The following is a 20,815-nucleotide window of genomic DNA, read 5'->3' on the forward strand; positions in this document are numbered from 1 at the left end:
CTTCTCCTTATTAAATTCCGTGTTTATGTCCAACATCTTTATGACAAGAAGCACAATTTAATGACTTGTCTGCATGTGGATTTGTTGTAGCATTGATAGCTGTTTGAACAAAATCTGCATGACAGCGTATGCAGTTTTCTTGCACCATTTTTCTGCTTTTTTCAGTCGCACTCAAATTTGTAGGCAACTCATCAAGTTTAAAAGTAAAAGCATAAGCATGCCCTAAACCACTTTGAGCTTTAGCTATCCACTTAGCTACAAAATTATGTGGCAAATGGCAATCCACGCAAGTTGCCCTAGGTTCGCCTTTGACTTTTTGAGAGTGCGGCCCTGCCATGTATTCATTATAAACTTCATTCATAATATGGCAGTTATTACAAGATTCGCTTGCATTGCTTAAATAAGATGTGCCCTTAGCGTTATAAAAAGTATAAAACCCAACCGCAAAGAAAACAAAAAGCAAAACAAGAAAAATAGTAAAAAGATTCGAAGTTTTCTTCAAAATTTTCCTCCTTAAAATTATCATTTCTTAAAATCTTCAATGAAACAACAATGTCACAGAATTTCCCAGAAATAAATTTTGTGATTCTAACATAGATGAATTTAATATAATTTTAAAGATATATTTACTCTTAATTAACCTAAAAAATTTTAAAACTTTTATTCAATAATTTCAAAATAAATGATAAAATATAACAAAAAAAGGAAAAATTAATGCAAACAAGTCCTGATATGTTTATCAATCGCGAACTTTCTTGGCTTCGCTTTAATTCTCGTGTTTTAGACCAATGTTCTAAAAATTTACCCTTGTTAGAAAAATTAAAATTTATAGCTATATATTGCACTAATTTAGATGAATTTTATATGATACGCGTCGCAGGCTTAAAACAACTTTTTTCAGCTGGAGTTAATGCAAGCAGTAGCGATGAAATGACCCCGTTACAACAATTAAAAGCCATACGCAAATATTTACACCAAGAAAAAGAACTTTTGGAGCGTTATTTTAATGAAATCACAAGTGAATTAGAAAAAGAAAATCTTTTCATAAAACATTATGAGAATTTAGATGAAAATTTAAAACAAAAATGTGATGAGTATTTTTTCTCTAATATTTTTCCTGTTATTGTTCCAATAGCTGTTGATGCTACTCACCCTTTTCCGCATTTAAACAACTTATCTTTTTCACTAGCGGTTAAAATTTGCGATAAAGCGCATCCTGAACTTGTAAAATTTGGAATGATTAGAATTCCAAGAGTTTTACCTCGTTTTTATGAAGTAAGTGCAAATATTTATGTTCCTATAGAAAGTATAGTCCATCAACACGCAGAAGAAATTTTTCCAGGCTATAAACTCTTAGCTTCAGCAGCATTTAGAGTGACTAGAAATGCAGATATGGTAATAGAAGAGGAAGAAGCTGATGATTTTATGATGATTTTAGAACAAGGCTTAAAACTTCGTAGAAAAGGAGCTTTTGTAAGATTACAAATTCAAAAAGATGCAGATGAGCAAATCGTAGAATTTCTTAATACTCACATGAAAATTTTTCATAAAGATGTTTATGAATATTCTATTTTACTCAATCTCCCTAGCCTTTGGCAAATCGCAGGAAATAAAACCTTTACGCATCTTTTAAGCCCACTTTACACACCTAAAACTTTACCACCTTTTGATGAGAATTTATCTATTTTTGATGCTGTAGAAAAAGAAGATATACTCATCATACAACCTTTTGAAAGTTTTGATCCAGTTTATAAATTTATCAAAGAAGCAAGCAAAGATCCTGAAGTAATTTCCATAAGAATGACACTTTATAGAGTTGAAAAAAATTCCAATATAGTTCAAGCTTTAATTGATGCTGCAAGTGATGGAAAACAAGTAACTGTGATGGTAGAATTAAAAGCGCGCTTTGATGAAGAAAATAATCTTCATTGGGCGAAAGCTTTAGAAAATGCCGGAGCTCATGTTATTTATGGCATTACAGGTTTTAAAGTCCACGCTAAGGTTTCTCAAGTCATACGCAAACAAGGAGATAAACTTAAATTTTATATGCATTTAAGCACAGGAAATTACAATGCAAGCAGTGCTAAAATCTATACTGATGTGAGTTATTTTACAAGCAAAGTAGAATTTGCAAGAGATACGACAAGCTTTTTTCACATCTTATCGGGCTTTAGTAAAAATCGTCGCCTTCAAACTCTTTCAATGAGCCCAAATCAAATCAAAGAAAAAGTTTTAGAAATGATACGCATTGAAACAAGCAAGAAAAATGAAGGTGTGATTGTAGCTAAAATGAACTCTCTTGTGGATAGTGATATCATACAAGCGCTTTATGAAGCAAGTATGGAAGGAGTGCAAATCGATCTTATCATACGCGGAATTTGTTGCTTAAAACCTGATGAAGAATACAGCAAAAACATACGCGTTAGAAGCATCATAGGAAAATACTTAGAACATGCTAGAGTATTTTATTTTAAACATAGTGAACCAAATTATTTTATATCGAGTGCAGATTGGATGCCAAGAAATTTAGAGCGTCGCTTAGAACTTATGACTCCTATATATGACGAAAGAAGCAAAGCTAAATTAGCTCAATTTTTACGCTTGCAACTTAGCGATAATGTTTTAGCTTATGAGCTTAAAAATAATGGAGAATATGAAAAAATTCCTTCTTCTGAAAAAATCATAGATTCTCAACAAACCTTAGAAGAATATGTAAGTAAAATTTATAAAACACTTAAAAAAGATACAGATCAAAGTCGTGCAACGCACTTAGCTTCCAAACTTTTCAAAGAAAACTAAAAGTTTTTAGGGTTTTTACTCTAAAGACTTATTTACTTGTTTGTTATAAAAAAGGGCTTTAAGATAAAGCCCTAGGAGATTTCCCATAGAAATAAACAATCATTTCTAAACTATAAAAAGATTTAGAAATGATTTTTAAGATTAAAATTTATACTTAAGTCCTACTTGACCACTTAAGTAAGTTTCATTTTTATTATCTACTTTACCTGCTAGTATTTGTTTAGCACCAAAGCCAAGATTCATACTGAGTTGATTTGTAAAATCCACATTACCCCCTACGATAATTTGTCCGTATGTTTTTTTCTTGTTGTTAGCTTCTACACTAGTAAAGAAAGCATTATTTACAGCTAGGTTAGCTGTGTAATCATCACCACTATTGATAACAAATTGTTCTATTTTTGGAGTTACAAAAATATAAGAGTTTTCATTCATATATTTTCTAAATTCAACACCCACTTCAACACTTACAGAATTGTTTTTCATAGAATCAATATCTTTAGCAATAGCACCATTTTCTGTATGAGATGGAGTATAACTAAAATAATAATTTATCCCTGCAAAAGGTTTAATAAATAAAGTATTATCACTAAAGTCAAACACACGACCTACATTAGCACTAAATCCTAAGAATTTGCTTGTATAATCTGAGTTGTATGCACCATCTGTTTGAATATTGTCTTGTTTAGTTGGAGAAACTTGAGCATAAGCTTTAAGATTAAGTTCCCATTGTGGAGCTATATTGATAGTAGAATACATACCTAATTGGAAGTTATCGCTTTTTTGTTCTAAATTATTGTCTTTGATTTTAGCATTTGCATAAGTAAAATAAGCACCCCATAAAACATTATCATTAGCTTGTTTATCTACCCCTACGGTAGCACCATACATTGCACCACTATCTCCATCGATAATGTTAGCACCACCAAAAGCATTAGCCCAAATACTATTGGTATATTCATTTACATAGCTTGGTCTCATATCACTATCTAAAGCAGCAAATTTAAGGCCATTCATTTTAGAAGCATAAGTTCCAAAAGGATTGTTTAGCATTGCTACACGAGAACCTATAGAAACATCATTAGAAATATTCATAGTGGTATTTACTGCACTAGAAGCTGAATTGAGATTGGATACAGATTTACCTGTATTGTCTGTGTCTTTTTTGATTTGTAGGGCTAGTTTTACACCTTCTCTACTTGCTAAATCTGCTCCTATACTTCCTAATTGTTCTGTAATAGAACGAAGTGCTAGGATAGAAGCTTTATCATTAGCACTAAGATTTAAATTTGAATTTTTATTTACTAAATCAATGTATTTTTCATCATCGATTTTACCACCGTTTTTCTCAGCTTCTTGTTTGAGTTGTTCAAGTTCAGTTTTTTGTTTTTCAAGGGCTTCTTTGGCTTTTGTCCATTCTTCATCTTGATCGGAATCAAATTCATTTTTAAGTAATTTATCGATAGTATCTATATCTACTTGAAGTTGAACTAGCTTATCTTTAGCTGCTGCAGTAGCACCTCCATTAACTACCAAGCATTTATTGCCACCGCAGTTTTGAACGCTAAGTTTATAATCTACTAAACCTCCGCTATATTTGTCATCAGTGATATCCAGTACAGTTCCTGCTTCCAAAGGATCTTTGCCTTGAACATTGGTTGAGATATAATCACTTGCGAATTTTAAAAGTAATGCACCCGCGTTATTATTTGATTTTTCTTCTAAGATATCTTTGTTAAAATCTTTAGCTTGAACCATTACTACATTATTTGCTTCTAAGTCTGTATAAGAGCGCTTCATAAGTCCAAAATTTGAATTTGTAAGATTTGCAGTTCCATTTACCTTAACAAAATTTCCATAAGTAGCAAAAAGGGTTTTATCGGCGGTAAAATTTCCATTTATAGTTAAACTACCATTAGCACTTTTTCCTTCAACTGTTCCATTATAAAGAATTATACCCGAGCCTTTTTTTTCATCCTCGGTAATGGCTTCATCTAGTGAACTAGTCATAGTTAAATCTCCATTAATCACCGAAGGTGCAAAAGCTTGTAAAACTATATCTGTTGTTTTAACCTCTTTAGCAGTAGCGTTTAGATTTGTTACATAAGCAGGATGTTCGCCATTATTGTGTTTGAAGCTTAAAGTATTGTTTTTGCCGATATCAATATTAAATCGATAATCAGCGCTATCATAATCATCGTTTGGTAAATCCCAAACACCCATTGTGATACTTAAATCTTGCCCTTTGTAATTATCAGGATTTTTGAGATTGATATCCTTACCATTTTCTTCAAAATAATTTCCTATATCTGAAGACTCTGTAAGATTGATTTCTTGTGCAAAAGCACCCGAATAAAGCAAAGTTGCTGCACCTAAGCTTAGCAATATCTTGCTCGAAGCATTTTTCTTCATAAGTTTCTCCTTCAATAAATTTAAACTAAAGAAGAAATTATACCCCCCTAAAAATAAGCTTAAAAATAAAACTATAATTTTTAATGAAAAATTATAAAACTTAATATATCAAAGTTTTAAGGGTAATAAATCGATCTTAACTTCATATAAAAAATTCTAAAAATTTGAAATAAACTTATGATTTACTTAACATTAGCGTGATGGTGGAAGCGAGGGGAATCGAACCCCTGTCCAAAAATAATCCCACAAAGATCTCTACATGCTTAGCAAAGATGACTACTTCACCCTACTTCGCTCATCTTCCAAAACTCAAAAGCAAGGCTAAGACTTTATTTCACCTCAACGCTTGTCAAACGCAAGGCTACACTATCAAAAATGACCGAAAATTAAGCTAGATAGTATGACTTAAATTTCAGGCTCGACTGAACTTACGCAGCTTTAGCGTAAGCAGGAGCGAATTTAACGTTGTTTGCGTTTAATTTTATTTGGGCTTTTTACGCTTTGCCCAAAGCGACATGCCATCTAAGCAGACTTACTCCTGTCGAAGCCAAGTCGCTCCCTTATTTAGAAATAATATTTGGAACATTAACAATTAAAGGATTAAAAACCGCTAAAACAGAATCATCATTTTCATATGAACGACAATATTTTTCAAACTGATCACTCATCAAAAGCATCCAATCCGTAAATTCATCACTAGCAGGCCCGTTAAAGCGATTTGCTTGTGCCATCATCTCTTCGCAAAATACGCAAAAATCAGTCACTTCTTCAAGATTTAAACGTCTTGCTGCCCAAGCGGTATTGTGTGCTAAAGTTTCAAGCTCTTTTATAGCTTCTTTATAACGCACACTATCGCTTCCAAGCTTGATGATTAAAGGTTCAAACCTATCACACATGGTTCTAAAAAATTGTAAAAATTTTTCTATATCGTCAATTTCATAATCTAATTCTAATTTTGTTAAAATTCCCATTTTTAAACCATAATCATTAAAGTTTAATATAAATTCTAGCAAATTTTAGCTAAAATCTTATTTTAATTTTTCCAAAATATAAGCAAAGATATGGATAGAATAGTAGAAATAGAAAAATACTCCTTTGATGAAACTTACGAAACTTCGTTGCGTCCTTCAAATTTTGATGGTTATATAGGTCAAGAAAGCATTAAAAAAAATTTAAATGTCTTTATAGCTGCAGCTAAAAAACGTAATGAATGTTTAGATCATATACTTTTTAGTGGTCCTGCAGGACTTGGAAAAACAACACTAGCTAATATCATCTCCTATGAAATGGGTGCAAATATCAAAACAACCGCCGCTCCTATGATAGAAAAAAGCGGGGATTTAGCCGCTATTTTAACCAATCTTAGCGAAGGAGATATACTTTTTATCGATGAAATTCATCGTTTAAGCCCTGCTATCGAAGAAGTACTTTACCCTGCGATGGAGGATTATCGCCTTGATATTATCATAGGTAGTGGTCCAGCTGCTCAAACCATAAAAATCGATTTACCAAAATTTACTCTTATAGGGGCTACAACGCGTGCAGGTATGCTTAGCAATCCTTTGCGCGATCGTTTTGGTATGCAATTTAGATTAGAATTTTACAAAGATAGTGAACTTGCTCTCATCTTGCAAAAAGCAACTTTAAAACTTAATAAAACTTGCGAAGAAAAAGCCGCACTTGAGATCGCTAAAAGAAGTCGTTCAACCCCTAGAATAGCTCTAAGGCTTTTAAAAAGAGTTAGAGATTTTGCCGATGTTAATGATGAAGAGATTATCACAGAAAAAAGAGCTAATGAAGCCTTAAATTCTTTAGGAGTTAATGAGCTTGGTTTTGATGCGATGGATTTAAGATATCTTGAACTTTTAACCGCTGCTAAGCAAAAACCTATCGGGCTTGCAAGTATTGCTGCGGCTTTAAGCGAAGATGAAAATACCATAGAAGATGTAATCGAGCCTTATTTGCTTGCTAATGGCTATATAGAACGCACTGCAAAAGGGCGTATAGCTAGCACAAAAAGCTATAGTGCTTTAAAATTAAACTATGAAAAAACTTTATTTGAGGAGTAAATTTTGCAAAATGGAAAAATCTTTCTTATAAGCTTTATTTTAGTTATTTTATTTCTTTTGCTTTATCTTTTTAAAGGTTTTTTACTTGTGATTATCATAGCTAGTTTAATGGCGGTAGCTACCTCAAACATCAATGCAAAATTTTTAAATCTTACTAAAGGACATAAATTTTTAGCTTCCATTCTTACAACAGCTTGCATGGTTTTGCTTTTCTTTGCACCTTTTGTTTATGCCATGATAGAACTTGCCAAAGCTTTAAAGAATTTTGATATTAATTTAATTACACAAACACTTGATTATGTCAAAAACTATCAATTTACCTTGCCTGAAAGCTTTAATTTTTTAGAACCTAAAATCAAAGAATTTTTAGCTTCTATAGATTTAAATAGCATTTCTAAACAAATTCTAAGTTATGCTTCAAGTTTTACAAAATCAGGAGCTAAATTTCTTATAGATATGGTTTTAATTTGTGTGTTTTACTTCTTTGCAAATTTATATGGAACAGAACTTGTTATCTATCTTAAATCCATCATTCCTATTGATAAAAAAGAACTCGATGATGTTTTAAGTGAAGTGGGTAATGTTATGGCTGTTGTGCTTTACTCTATGGTGATTGTAGCGATATTTCAAGGTGCACTTTTTGGTTTAATCACAATGTTTTATGGTTATGATGGAATTTTAATGGGAGTAATTTTTGCTGTAAGTTCTCTCATACCTGCTATAGGAGGAGCTTTAATTTATGTGCCTGTAAGTCTTTATGAATTTGCCTCAAACAATCTTAACTCAGCTCTTGTTATTTTTATTTATTCTGTAATTGTAATTTCTTTTATAGCAGATACTTTAATCAAACCTTTAATCATCAAATGGATCAACAAAAAACTTGTAAAAACCCCAACCAAAATCAACGAACTTTTAATTTTCTTGGCTATGATAGCAGGAATTTCTACCTTTGGTTTTTGGGGTATTATACTAGGTCCTGCAATTTTAACCTTTTTTGTATCAACTTTAAGAATGTATGTGATTTTAAAAGATAAGAATTTAATTTAACTTGCCTTAAAAAGGCAAGTTTTATGTTTTAAGCTTTTGGGCCTATCATTTTAGTAGGATCAACAAATTTATTGAAATCTTCTTCGCTAACCAAACCAAGCTCCATTGCACTTTCTTTTAAAGAAATACCTTTTTTATGGGCATTTTTGGCTACTTTAGCAGCATTTTCATAACCTATGTGTGGATTTAGAGCGGTAACTAGCATTAAAGAATTATGAAGATTATGATCGATTTTTGCACGATTTGGTTCTATACCTACAGCACAATGGATATTGAATGAATGCATAGAATCAGCCAACAAATCAAGACTTTGCAAGAAATTATAAATAATCACAGGCTTAAACACATTAAGTTCAAAATTTCCTTGACTTGCTGCAAATCCAATAGCTGCATCATTTCCCATCACTTGTACAGCAACCATAGTAACAGCTTCGCACTGGGTAGGATTTACCTTACCCGGCATAATCGAACTTCCTGGCTCATTTTCAGGGATGATAAGCTCACCAAGACCGCATCTTGGGCCTGAAGCTAACCATCTTATATCATTTGCAATTTTCATTAAATTTGCAGCCAAACCTTTCATAGCTCCATGAGTAAAATTGATCGCATCATGACTTGTTAAAGCATGAAATTTATTTGGACTTGAAACAAATTTCGTACCTATAAGTTGAGTTAGTTCTTCGCTTACTTTTTGACTTAATTCTGGATGCGCATTAAGCCCTGTTCCTACTGCGGTTCCTCCTATGGCAAGTTCTCTTAAAGTTGGTAAAGAAGCGATGATTTGCTCTTTTGAATGCAAAAGCATAGAAAGATATCCACTAAATTCTTGTGCTAGAGTAAGTGGCGTAGCATCTTGTAAATGCGTGCGTCCTATCTTGATAATACCATCAAATTCTTTTACTTTTTTTTCAAAAGTTGCAATAAGCTCATCAAGCGCAGGGATGAGCTTTTTCTCTACTTGCTCAACCGCAACAATACTCATAGCAGTTGGAAAAGTATCATTTGAACTTTGACTCATATTAACATGATCATTTGGATGTACAAGCTTTTCTTTGCGAAAATCCCCGCCCATGATTTCAGTGGCACGATTTGCAATAACTTCATTCATATTCATATTGCTTTGCGTACCTGAACCTGTTTGCCAAATCGCAAGTGGAAAATTATCATCAAATTTACCTGCGATAATCTCATCACAAGCTTGAACTATAGCATTTTTTTTAGCATCATCAAGTTTGCCAAGTTTGTTATTGACTAAAGCTAAAGATTTTTTAAGATTTGCAAAAGCATAGATTAAAACCTTTGGCATTTTCTCACAACCGATTTTGAAATTTTCAAAACTTCTTTCAGTTTGCGCTCCCCAATATTTGTCATTTTGGACCTTAACTTCACCCATGGTATCATGTTCAACTCTGTATTCCATAATTTTTTTCCTTTGATTAAAATTTTATTTATTATAAGCTAAAAAAATAAATACTTTCAAAAACGTTTTCCTATTGAACTCATTAAATGCAATTCATAGGCATTATGAGAAAATCTATTCATTAACATAAACTGCCAAAATACATTGTTTTTATATAAAAATTCTGAATTAAAACCTTGACTTAAAATATTATCTTTTAATTTATATTTTTGAATAAAAGCAATAGGAAAATCAACAAAACTAGCCTTATTTTCTAAAGTTCTTCCATAAATTCTTTTTTCAAAAATTACAAAACTAGAAAAAGAAGCTTGATAATCATCTTGCTCTATATTTTTAGCAAGATTAAAACCTAAATTTGCATTTATGCTATGATGTTTTAAACTTTCGTAATTTTTAGCAAAAGGACTTTTATTTTCTTTAAAATCTTCTTGATAAAAAAAACTATGTGTAAAATACATTAAAGGATTAAAAATAAAATCTTGACCTAAAATAATATCTTTAGTTACACCAAGCTGGGCTGAAGTTTGCAATGTTTTATACTTGCCTTCAATTGGCTGTTCTACTACAAAACGATTAAGAGTATTAAATCCTACACCTATACCTAATCCACTTAATATTTTTATAAAATCTAAATCATGGTTATAATTAAACAATAAGTCCATATTATAACTCTTCAAATCACTACCATTATTAAAATTAAATCTAGCGCTAGAAAGAGATAAAGCATAAGCTAAAAAGCCTGATGAGAAATTTTCTCCTAAAGAGATATTAGCACCTGTTTTTTGACCTGAAAAATCTTTATCTTTATAGTATTTATAGCTTGGAGTAAGGTGCCAAAAATATTCTTCATTACTAAAAATTCTAGGTAAATAAGCACTAGCAAGTAACATATTATTGTTTTGTGCAAAATTATTAATATTAAGAGGATGAAGAGTAAACAATATGTTATTTTGTATCAAATTAGATTGATTATGATTACTAAAAGTGCTTAAATACTCTGAACCTTCTATTCTATTTAATTTAGTCTTTACATCTATTCCATTATCTAAAGAAGCAAAAAATTCCTGATAAGTCCGACTCAAGTCTGCTCTAGATCGCAATTGTCTTAAAGCATTTCCCAAGCTTGTATTAGGAATTTCATAAGCATTGGGTTTTAAATTAGGTTTTATTAAGGTTTTATTAATACTCACTAAATCATCACTTAAAACAAAGTCAAAATTTAAAGCATAAGTATTTTGCACCAAAACATGATTAAAAGATGATAAACTTTTTTCCAAATCTCCTAAATTAATTTTCACTGGCTTATTTAAGATATAGTATTTAGGTAAAGGAATATATTCTAAATTCCCGCTCTTAATATCATAAGTTTTTGCAATCAGTTTAGAATTTTTATAATTACCAAAATCAAGTTGTAATTTAGAGTCAACTCCTTCTTGAGTATAAGTTCCTTGCACGGTTAAATCACTCAAATCTTCATTTCCAGGTCTAACTATGCCTTTATTGTTTAAATTTTGCCCTACAATACCATTACCGCTTAGCATTGCTTCTTGTTCTACATAAGCATTATTTTTAACTTTTCCTTTGAGCTTTAATTCTCCTTGTTTGATTAAAGTTGCACCCTCATAAGTATTTTGACCACTGATAATCAAAATACCTTCACCTTCTTTAGATAATCCTATGTTAAGATTAGCTAAATGTGTAGGTTTATTAATAGCGCTTGATAAATGAGTACTTTCATCCCATTTTCTTTGACTAATATCATTAGAAAATTCAGCATCATAACCTGCAGTATTTATAGTATAATAAGCTGTATTAGGTTCTTGATCATATTTTAATACATCCTGGTCACTGAGTCTGTTTGCATCTAAAATACTCAGTCCTTTTAACGCCTTTTGTGCATCTAAAATTCCTTGTCCAAATAATTCTTCTTTTTCAACCCTAACTACTCCATTAATAGAACTAATAGTGGAAGTATTAAGTTTTTGCGACTGCGCACTATCTCTATTATCCCAAATATAATCACTATAATCAATCCATTGTCCATTAACTTGAACTTGCATTCCATTGTAAAGCTGTTTTAAATCCCGTTTTATTTCATCTTCTATCTTAGGTGGATCTTGCGAAATATACACAATAAGAAATTTAGGTTGATTTGTTCCATCGGTTACTTGTTTAACAGTAAATTTTGGAGCCTTATAATTTTTATTTGCTGTACTTAACAGTATATCAGCAATTTGCTTACCATCCAAAAAGGGGAAATTTTGCTTGACCAGTGCCGCTGTTCCACTCACCATAGGTGCTGCCATAGAAGTTCCACTTTTTTTTGTAAAGTTATCATTAGTGCTTGAATCAACATTATTAATATTTACTCCAGCAGCAACTAAAGAAAAATTCGTAGCTCCCTTAAAACCATTACTAAAATCGGCCAAACCTTGACTTTTAATTGTTAAAGTCCCATCTGATTCTAAAGTAATCTCATTTGCATCCAAAGCTCCAACAGCCAACCAAGCTCTTAAAGATTCATCATAACTTGGTAAAATCGCATGCAAAGCAGGGCTAAGAATTCCTTCATTACCAGCAGCAAATACATTTAATACTCCCTTATCCTTGCTAAGCCTCATCATATCATTAGCAACTTTATCTGCTTTCATAACATACTCCAAAGGAGTATTACAGATATTATAGCTTTTCCCTTGATTAGTTTGAGTACAATCTACTAATCCAGAATTTGAAGCCCTAAGATTAAAATAAGGATAAAATTTAATACCCCAGCTATTATTAATAATACTCACATTTTTGAAAAAATTATAAATATTAGGATTTTGAGTGTAAGAGCCATTTGGAAACACCCCAGCTCCATAAAATTTTGCCCCATAAGCCACTCCATAAGGTTTACTATCGTCTATCTTTGCTCCAACAGCTATACCTGCTACATGACTTCCGTGTGTTGATTTTTGCAAATCAGGTATAAGCTGTTTCCCAGCTGTATCAGTAGGATAAGTAGACTTTAAAATCTTATCCTTTAAACTAATATGATCTTGATTAAAAGCATCATCGGCTACACCTATTATAATAGTATCTCCACTATACCCTAGCTTATGTACTTTATCAATATGATGAAGTTCAAATTCACTTAAAGCAAAAAGTTTGCAAACGAAAGTTAAACAAAAAAATTTTTTCATTTCTATTCTACCGTTACGCTTTTAGCCAAATTTCTTGGCATATCCACATCATTACCAAGTCTTATAGAAATTTCCATTGCTAAAAGTTGAGTAATTATCATCATTTCAAAAAATTCACACATATAGTGATCTTGCTCATTGGTTTTTATAAAATCATCACTCAAATCAAATTCTAAAGGCGAAATGCTAAGCACTGTAGAATCCCTAGCTATAAGCTCTTCAACATTTGATTTTGTTTTTTCATAAAGCATATGCTTTGGCATTAAAGCTATAGTATAAAGTTTAGAATCAGCCAGAGCAATAGGGCCATGTTTCATCTCTCCTGCAGGATAACCCTCAGCGTGAAGATAAGATAATTCTTTAAGTTTTAAAGCTCCTTCTAAGGCCAAAGGATAAAACACATCTCTACCTATAAAGAAAAAGCCATGTCCATCTAAATAACGCTTGGATAAACGATGAATTTTTTCATGTAAAGCCTGTTTTACACTCACACAATTTGGAGTATGTAAAAGCGCTTTAATTTCAGCAGAAACATTTAAATTTCTTTTTTGCGCCATAAAAATAGCAAGCATCCAAAGTGTTAAAACCTGAGTGGCAAAAGCTTTAGTTGAAGCAACTCCTTTTTCTATGCCCGCACGAGTTAAAAGACTTAGGTGTGCTAAACGTACTATATTAGAATTATCCACATTACAAATTGCAAAAGTCTTAGCGCCCTGCTCTTTTGCAATCTTTAAAGCCTCTAAAGTGTCTGCTGTTTCTCCACTTTGAGAAATAACGATAAATAAAGAATCTTTTTTTATAATTGCTTCACGGTATCGAAATTCACTTGCAATTTCTACTTTAGCTTTAACTTTAGCAATTCTTTCAAACAAATAAGCACTTGCCATTGCAGCATGATAGCTTGTTCCACAAGCACAAAGCGTGATTTCATCTACTTGACTTAAATCTTCATTGCTTAGCTCATCAAAAACGACTTCATCGCCTTGAATACGTCCCATTAAAACTTCACTCATCACGCGACTTTGTTCATAAATTTCTTTTTCCATAAAAAAACGAAAGCCGTCTTTTTTTGCATAAGCCTTATCGCCTGAAAGCTTAGAAAAACAAAGTGATTTTAAAACATCATTTTCATAAACAACAAGCTCATCTTTACTCGCGTATCCCAAGCTTAAATCTTCAAGATACATTACCTCATCACAACTTCCTATCAAAGGTGCATCACCTGAAGAAAAATACCATTCTTTATTTGCATTTTTACCGATAATCAAAGGAGCAGCATTTTTTGCAAAATACACATGATTGGGATCTTTTTTTGTTACTAACAAAGTAGCAAAAGCACCGCGAAGTTCTTTGATGGTTTTTTGCCAAGCTTCAAAAACTCCCAAATTTCTTGCGTAAAATTCAAAAAGCTGGACAATAACTTCAGTATCGGTTTGACTTAAAAAACTCACGCCTTCTTTTTCAAGTTTATCTTTGATTTCTTTATAATTTTCTATAATACCATTGTGAATCACACAAGAATACTGTCCTAAATGAGGATGTGCATTGATTTCAGTAGGCTTACCATGAGTTGCCCATCTTGTATGACCTATAGCAAAACCATAACCTTGACTTTCAAAATCCGTGCATTTATTCGCCAAATTTTCAAGTTTTCCTACAGCTTTAAAAAAACTAAGCTCTCCTTCTTGCATCACTGCCATACCCGCACTATCATAGCCACGGTATTCTAATTCTTTAAGTCCATTTAGTATAATTTGTTTTTTTTCATTATTTCCTATATAGCCTACAATTCCACACATTTTTTACTCACTTATTAATAAATTAACTAACTTTTGCTCGCTATGTTCTAATTTTTCATTCTTTTGAAAAATAAAAATATTACGCGTCCTTTGTCTTATGGTTTGAATTTTTGCTGCACATAAAACAAGTTCAAGTTCATTAAAAACATTCATCAAATACGCCATTAAACCTTGCTGATCTTTGGTATTAAGACCTAATTTGGCATACATTTTAGAATAGTTTAAGTCTAATTTTAACTCATCTTTTTTAATGACTGGCTTTTTAATTTTTTTCAAATTAAAACCAGAAAGATTTGAATTTAAAAGCTCGCAAAGTTTTAGTTTTTGCTCATCGCTGATAATATTATCATATTCAAATCTTAAATAAATTTTATCATCAAAAAGTTCAAAAAAATTCATGAAAATAAGATTTAAATTTGTTAAAGAACTTAAAATAATGGCAATATTAAAATGAAGTGGTGCAACAATTTGCAAACTAAGATTTGTTTCATTACTAAACCAAAATTTAAAATCATTTTCTTTGGCTAATTTAGAAATCATAACAATATCTTCAAAAGTATTTTTTATAATAAAAAGATTTGATTTGATATGTATGATTTTATCTTGCAAAATTTCATCTTGCTCTAAAAAAATCTTACTTCTTTTAAGTGTTAATTCTTTTTTTACTCTTCTTGCACTTTCTTCAAGTAGATTTTCATCTTCAAAACCTTGTTTTGCATTTTCTAAAAGTTTATCAAGAACTCTAAAATAAAAAGCATTGTAATTTAAAGCCTTAGCCTTTAGCCAAGTTAAAGTGTATAAAAGCTCTAAATTTTTTAAATTTTCTAGTTTAGAAACCAAGCTACTTACAACAATAGGATTATATATATCTTCTTTTTCTACAAGATCTTTTAAGGCATTATTGTTTTTAAATATTTTAAGACCCCATTCTAAAATTTCATTCTTTAAATCAAATTTGGAGCAATACGCTCTATATATGCCTGCTAAAGAAATTTCATTTTCACTTTCTATAGCGCTTAAAAGTATCACAAGCTTTAAAATCATTTTTTCATCGGTTTTAAGTTTTTGGAGTATCTCAAGCTCATCTTCGTATTTTTCAAATTCACTTAACATAAGAAAAACTTGCTCATCAAAACTATAATTTCCTTCTTCATCACTTAAAAAACGAACTGTCCAAAAAGGCTTGCATAAATCTTTTAAAATTCCACTATCAAGCAAAAGCTTTAAAACACAAAAACTATGCCTTTTATAAAAAATTTTCTCAAAAAGCATTAAAGCTTTTTCTATATCTTTTTTACCGTATTTCAATCTTCTTAGGGCAAAAACCAAGTTAAGATCGAAAATAACCTGTTTATCTTCAAGTTTTAATAAGTATTCTAAAACTTCCACAAGAGTTTTAAATTTATATTCTTGTTTAAGAGTATGATTTAATCCATCTTGAATTTGCTTTGCTAGAAAGTGTGTATAAAAACCTATAGTATGCATACTTTGCAAAGCCTTTTGAACCAACAACTCATTTGCTCCAAAATGTTTTTTAGCTTTTTTATACATTAATTCACTCAAGTCATGAACATTAATAAGTAAAAACTCATCCTCATCTTTAGCACTTAATAAATTCATCGCTGATTTTAAAGAAAGTAAAAAGTCTCCAGCTAAACGTAACTCGCTTAAATTTTTTTCATCTATAAAATTTAAAGCATAATTTTTTGGAGAAGTCTTAAAAAGAACAAGCAAACCCTCTAAGGATCTTAAATGATTTAATCCGCCAAAATCTTTTAAGATATTAAATTCTTGCTTTATAAATGGAATATCAAATTCTTTAAAATTTTCTAGCAAAAGCTTGGCAAAATCATTTTTATTTTCTTTTAAAATACTCTCAAATTTTGTCTTAATCCCTTTAAATAAAATCCTAGAACCACATATGAAACGAGTTTGTATTATAGAAGTCTTAAGCTCATTGCTAGCATTATAAAGTCCATTAAATTCTAAGACAACCGAATTAATTTGCAAATGCGCATCATTTAAAATTTCGATAAAAGCCTTAATCATAGGTTTTAAATGAAAAGCCTTAATATCTTTATAAACAAAAATCAAAGAAATACTTTCATTAAAACAAAGACTATTGTTTGCATATGCTTTGCTTGCTAAAACACAAAAAGGGATATTATCACTTGGAGGTGAAAAATCATCAAAATAATCTTTAAGAACTATATCATAAGCTTTTTTTATGAAATTATCCATATTTTTAGAATGATATAAGCTAAACGCCCCTTGCTTAAGAAAAAATTTTCTACAACTTTGGGTATAGGAACTAAGATTTTTTTTAAAAATTTCTAATTCTTTATTTAACAAAATTTCCACTCTCTTTAAATTTTAATATTTTAATAATAATCTTAACAAAAATATCTTTTATTTTGGCTTTTTCTATAAACTCTTTTTCAGTAAGCAAAAATTATAATGCTTTATTTAAAAACAGCAAAAGAGTAAAATTAAAATGAAAAATTTAATTACCAAACTAGAAAATGAAGAAAGATTAAACCAAGAAGAAGCCAATGCACTTTGGGATTTAGATCTTTTTACCCTAGGCAAATACGCTCACAAAAAACGCACTAAACTTCATGGAAAAAAAGTCTATTTTAATATTAATCGCCATATCAATCCAACTAATATCTGTGCAGATACCTGTAAATTTTGTGCCTTTTCAGCACACCGAAAAAATCCTAATCCTTATTTGATGACTCATGAAGAAATCATGAAAATTGTTGATGAAACCGTAAAACGAGAAACTAAAGAAGTGCATATCGTTTCAGCTCACAACAAAGATACAACTTGGCAGTGGTATTTAGAAATTTTTAAAATGATAAAAGAAAAATATCCCAATCTTCATGTGAAAGCTATGACTGCTGCCGAGATTGATTTTTTACATCGCCGTTTTAAAATGAGCTATGAAGAAGTGATAGAAAAAATGCTTGAATACGGCGTTGATTCTATGCCTGGGGGTGGAGCTGAAATTTTTGATGAAGAAGTGCGTAAGAAAATTTGTCATGGAAAAGTTAGCAGTGAAAATTGGCTTAAAATTCATAAACTTTGGCATGAAAAAGGCAAACAAAGTAATGCTACCATGCTTTTTGGGCATATAGAAGAAAGACATCATAGGATCGATCATATGTTAAGACTGCGTGATCTTCAAGATCAAACCGGTGGATTTAATGCTTTTATCCCTCTAGTTTGGCAAAGGGATAATAGCTTTATACAAACTGATAAAATCATGGATAGTGAAGAAATTTTAAAAACCATTGCCATTGCTCGTTTAGTGCTTGATAATATTAAAAATATCAAAGCTTACTGGGCAACAATGACTTTAAATTTAGCCATGGTAGCACAAGAATTTGGAGCTAATGATTTAGACGGTACCATAGAAAAAGAAAGCATACAGAGTGCAGGTGGTGCAAAATCTGCTAAAGGCACAAGTTTAAAAACTTTTATCGATATGATAAAAACTTCAAATCTTATTCCTGTAGAACGCGATAGTTTATATAACGAGCTAAAAACCTACTAAGGAGAAAAAATGGACTTTTTTAAACTCAAAGAAAACAATACGAGTTTTAAAGCCGAAGTTATAGCAGGGCTTACTACTTTTTTGGCTATGGTTTACATTATCCCTGTAAATTCTAGCATAGTAGGAAATACAGGAATGCCTATAGAAGCTTTAATCACCGCAACAGCTTTAATCACCATAGTTGCAAGTGCTTTTAATGCTTTTTTTGCCAATACTCCTGTAGCTATGAGTGTTGGAATGGGTTTAAATGCTTATTTTACCTTTGCAGTTTGTTTAGGTCAAAACATAGCTTGGCAAAGCGCCTTAGGAGCTGTTTTTATTTCAAGTATTATTTTTCTCATACTTTCCTTTACGCATTTTCGCCTTTGGGTAATCCGCAATATCCCAAAAGATTTACGTCTTGCAATTTGTGCCGGTATAGGTTGTTTTATTGCATTTTTAGGCTTAAGTCAAATGGGTGTGATAATGCATAATAAAGATACTTTAGTCAGCATAGGAAATTTCAAAATCCCCCATGTGTTTTTTGGAATTTTTACTCTAGCTTTAATCATCTTTTTTTGGGCTATAAAACTTCGCGGAGCTTTTATTTTGGGGGTATTAGCAAGCTCTATTATCGCTTGGATTTTTCATTTAGATAATGCAAGTTTTCCTGTGCAAATCTTTTCTTTGCCAAATTTTAGCATGGAAAATGGTTTAGGAGCCATCTTTTTACAACTTGATATCAAAAGTGCCTTAAATATTACTATGATACCTATAATTCTTACTTTTTTTATCACTCAACTTTTTGATAGTATAGGAACTATCACAGGTGTGGGTGAAAGAGGAAAGATTTTTAATGATCCCAAAAATGGAGAAAAAAAACTAAGCAAAACCTTAATGGCAGATGCAACAGGATCAGCCTTAGGAGCTATGACAGGTACTTCTACAGTTACTGCTTTTGTAGAAAGCACTACAGGGGTTGAAAGCGGAGGAAGAACGGGGCTTGCAGCTTTAGTTGTAGCTATTTGTTTTGCTTTTACACTTTTTTTACTGCCACTTTTTAAAGCCATTCCTGCAAACGCAATATACCCCGTACTTGTAATGGTTGGAATTTTAATGTTTATGGAAGTTAAAAATATAGATTTTAAAGATAGTGCTATAGCTGTAGCAAGCTTTTTTACTATTATCATGATGCCTTTTACTTACTCCATTACCACAGGTTTTGCTTTTGGTTTTCTTTCTTATTTGCTTGTAAGAATTTTTAAACGCGAATGGGATAAAATCAATCTTGGCATTATAGTTTTAAGTTTATTATCTTTGGGTAATTTTTTACTTATGGCACTACAATAAATTAAGGATATATAATGATATTTTACTCCTATGAAGAATTTAAAGAAGATGTAAAAATTCTTGCTAAAGAAATTAAAAAAGATTTTAACCCCGATGCACTTTTAGCTATAGCAAGAGGAGGGATGAGTTTAGGACACTCTTTAGCAGTGGCTTTAAAAACACGTCAGCTTTTTGCTTTAAACTCAATTCATTACGATAATACAAAAAAACTTGATACTATTGAAATTTTTAACATTCCTGATTTAAGCAAGCACAAAAAAATTCTACTCATTGATGATATAGTAGATAGTGGAGAAAGTTTAGCAGAAATAAAAAAAGTTTTGCTTGAAAAATTTCCTCATATAGAACTTAAAATTGCAACCATTTTTTATAAAAAAACTGCTCTTTTGGAGCCTGATTTTAAAGTAAAAGAGGCTACTGAATGGGTGGATTTTTACTGGGATATAAATCTTGATTAAAAATTTGCTATAATCTTACTTTTAAAATTTTTAGGAGTTTTTGCTTGAGAATAAAATTTATATCTTTTATTTTAATTTTTTTTACTATTTTTGCTTTTGCTAAAGAACAAAATTTAGATGATTTTGAACAAGAATACCAAAACTATCAAGTAAACGATCCACTTTCAGGATATAACAAAGCTATGACAAGCTTTAATGTGGCTTTGTATGATTATGGTTTGCGTCCCGTTCTTAAGGGCTATAACGCCATGACCCCTGAATTTATAAGATTAGGAGTAAGAAATTTCTTTAATAATTTACTTGCTCCTTTGCGTTTTGTAGGCAATGTTTTGCAGTTTAAATTTGAAGAAGCTGGAGAAGAATTTAAAAGATTTACCGCCAATACCATCATGGGTTTTGGTGGACTTATGGATGTGGCATCAAAAATGGGTCTTAAAAAACATCCCTCGGACTTAGGAAGTGTTTTAGCTCACTGGGGTGTAGGAAGCGGTTTTCATATTGTCTTACCTATACTCGGCCCTAGTAATCTTAGAGATACTCTTGCTTTACCTGCAACTTGGTATGCAACTTTTACTGCTTACATTGATCCTACTTGGGCAAGTATAGCTATAAGTGCTTATGGATTTGGTAATGAATTTAGTTTTAGACTTGATGAAATTGATGAAATTTATCACAACACGCCTAATTTATATCCATTCTTGCGTGATGCTTACGAGCAAAGACGCAATGAACTTAGCAAATAAA

14 protein-coding genes and 1 other RNA gene are annotated in these 20,815 nt (G+C 31.2%); 7 read left to right on the forward strand and 8 right to left on the reverse strand.

The features are described from left to right. Positions 1–10: 10 nt before the first annotated feature. Complete coding sequence (gene nrfH, locus AJ881_RS01955) at positions 11–526, reverse strand: cytochrome c nitrite reductase small subunit (RefSeq protein WP_070283211.1); 516 nt, start codon at positions 524–526, stop codon at positions 11–13. Between the two features lie 188 nt (positions 527–714). Between nrfH and AJ881_RS01960 the strand changes: the two genes are divergently transcribed. Then, complete coding sequence (locus AJ881_RS01960) at positions 715–2,799, forward strand: RNA degradosome polyphosphate kinase (RefSeq protein WP_070283210.1); 2,085 nt, start codon at positions 715–717, stop codon at positions 2,797–2,799. 141 nt (positions 2,800–2,940) lie between these two features. Here AJ881_RS01960 and AJ881_RS01965 read toward each other — a convergent pair whose 3' ends face one another. The 3 genes from AJ881_RS01965 to AJ881_RS01975 form a co-directional block, all read right to left on the reverse strand. Next, the gene (locus tag AJ881_RS01965; protein ID WP_070283209.1) at positions 2,941–5,208 is read right to left on the reverse strand and encodes an autotransporter outer membrane beta-barrel domain-containing protein; all 2,268 of its coding nucleotides are present in this window, start codon (positions 5,206–5,208) and stop codon (positions 2,941–2,943) included. Positions 5,209–5,409: 201 nt separating this feature from the next. Beyond that, positions 5,410–5,768: a transfer-messenger RNA gene (gene ssrA / locus AJ881_RS01970) on the reverse strand. Next, complete coding sequence (locus tag AJ881_RS01975; RefSeq protein ID WP_002783915.1) at positions 5,769–6,179, reverse strand: hypothetical protein; 411 nt, start codon at positions 6,177–6,179, stop codon at positions 5,769–5,771. Positions 6,180–6,269: 90 nt separating this feature from the next. Between AJ881_RS01975 and ruvB the strand changes: the two genes are divergently transcribed. Together ruvB and AJ881_RS01985 are read left to right on the forward strand one after the other, a co-directional pair. Continuing rightward, positions 6,270–7,277 carry a Holliday junction branch migration DNA helicase RuvB gene (gene ruvB, locus AJ881_RS01980; protein ID WP_070277615.1) on the forward strand — a complete coding sequence of 336 codons (1,008 nt, stop codon included), beginning with the start codon at positions 6,270–6,272 and terminating at the stop codon, positions 7,275–7,277. A gap of 3 nt (positions 7,278–7,280) precedes the next feature. Further along, positions 7,281–8,324: an AI-2E family transporter gene (locus AJ881_RS01985; protein WP_070243123.1), complete on the forward strand. Its 1,044-nt coding sequence runs from the start codon at positions 7,281–7,283 to the stop codon at positions 8,322–8,324. A gap of 28 nt (positions 8,325–8,352) precedes the next feature. Here the strand turns inward: AJ881_RS01985 and fumC are convergent, their stop codons facing one another. The 4 genes from fumC to AJ881_RS02005 are packed head-to-tail and all read right to left on the reverse strand — an operon-like array spanning position 8,353 to position 17,077. Next, complete coding sequence (gene fumC, locus AJ881_RS01990) at positions 8,353–9,744, reverse strand: class II fumarate hydratase (protein WP_070283208.1); 1,392 nt, start codon at positions 9,742–9,744, stop codon at positions 8,353–8,355. Positions 9,745–9,800: 56 nt separating this feature from the next. Next, positions 9,801–12,926: a S8 family serine peptidase gene (locus tag AJ881_RS01995; RefSeq protein ID WP_070274169.1), complete on the reverse strand. Its 3,126-nt coding sequence runs from the start codon at positions 12,924–12,926 to the stop codon at positions 9,801–9,803. A gap of 2 nt (positions 12,927–12,928) precedes the next feature. Next, a complete protein-coding gene (glmS, locus tag AJ881_RS02000; RefSeq protein ID WP_070283207.1) occupies positions 12,929–14,725 on the reverse strand; it encodes a glutamine--fructose-6-phosphate transaminase (isomerizing) in 1,797 nt (598 codons plus the stop codon). Between the two features lie 3 nt (positions 14,726–14,728). Continuing rightward, positions 14,729–17,077, reverse strand: coding sequence for a hypothetical protein (locus AJ881_RS02005; protein ID WP_002862041.1), 2,349 nt, complete (start codon positions 17,075–17,077; stop codon positions 14,729–14,731). A 142-nt stretch (positions 17,078–17,219) separates the two neighbouring features. Between AJ881_RS02005 and mqnE the strand changes: the two genes are divergently transcribed. The 4 genes from mqnE to AJ881_RS02025 are packed head-to-tail and all read left to right on the forward strand — an operon-like array spanning position 17,220 to position 20,814. Next, complete coding sequence (gene mqnE / locus AJ881_RS02010; protein WP_002862042.1) at positions 17,220–18,284, forward strand: aminofutalosine synthase MqnE; 1,065 nt, start codon at positions 17,220–17,222, stop codon at positions 18,282–18,284. A 9-nt stretch (positions 18,285–18,293) separates the two neighbouring features. After that, positions 18,294–19,613 (forward strand): NCS2 family permease, encoded by a 1,320-nt coding sequence (locus AJ881_RS02015; RefSeq protein WP_070283206.1) that lies wholly within the window; start codon positions 18,294–18,296, stop codon positions 19,611–19,613. A gap of 14 nt (positions 19,614–19,627) precedes the next feature. Then, positions 19,628–20,071, forward strand: coding sequence for a phosphoribosyltransferase (locus AJ881_RS02020; RefSeq protein ID WP_002853580.1), 444 nt, complete (start codon positions 19,628–19,630; stop codon positions 20,069–20,071). A 44-nt stretch (positions 20,072–20,115) separates the two neighbouring features. Further along, entirely contained in the window at positions 20,116–20,814 is a 699-nt protein-coding gene (locus tag AJ881_RS02025; RefSeq protein ID WP_070283205.1) for a VacJ family lipoprotein, read from the forward strand. The last annotated feature ends 1 nt before the right edge of the window (position 20,815 follow it).

The sequence above is a fragment of the Campylobacter sp. BCW_6460 genome (assembly GCF_001762705.1).
GTDB lineage: Bacteria > Campylobacterota > Campylobacteria > Campylobacterales > Campylobacteraceae > Campylobacter_D > Campylobacter_D jejuni.

Bases quoted from the DNA above. Each gene is read 5' to 3' on its own strand.
- nrfH (WP_070283211.1), bottom strand. From the start codon at position 526: ATGATAATTTTAAGGAGGAAAATTTTGAAGAAAACTTCGAATCTTTTT.
- AJ881_RS01960 (WP_070283210.1), top strand. From the start codon at position 715: ATGCAAACAAGTCCTGATATGTTTATCAATCGCGAACTTTCTTGGCTT.
- AJ881_RS01965 (WP_070283209.1), bottom strand. From the start codon at position 5,208: ATGAAGAAAAATGCTTCGAGCAAGATATTGCTAAGCTTAGGTGCAGCA.
- AJ881_RS01975 (WP_002783915.1), bottom strand. From the start codon at position 6,179: ATGGGAATTTTAACAAAATTAGAATTAGATTATGAAATTGACGATATA.
- ruvB (WP_070277615.1), top strand. From the start codon at position 6,270: ATGGATAGAATAGTAGAAATAGAAAAATACTCCTTTGATGAAACTTAC.
- fumC (WP_070283208.1), bottom strand. From the start codon at position 9,744: ATGGAATACAGAGTTGAACATGATACCATGGGTGAAGTTAAGGTCCAA.
- AJ881_RS01995 (WP_070274169.1), bottom strand. From the start codon at position 12,926: ATGAAAAAATTTTTTTGTTTAACTTTCGTTTGCAAACTTTTTGCTTTA.
- glmS (WP_070283207.1), bottom strand. From the start codon at position 14,725: ATGTGTGGAATTGTAGGCTATATAGGAAATAATGAAAAAAAACAAATT.
- mqnE (WP_002862042.1), top strand. From the start codon at position 17,220: ATGAAAAATTTAATTACCAAACTAGAAAATGAAGAAAGATTAAACCAA.
- AJ881_RS02015 (WP_070283206.1), top strand. From the start codon at position 18,294: ATGGACTTTTTTAAACTCAAAGAAAACAATACGAGTTTTAAAGCCGAA.
- AJ881_RS02020 (WP_002853580.1), top strand. From the start codon at position 19,628: ATGATATTTTACTCCTATGAAGAATTTAAAGAAGATGTAAAAATTCTT.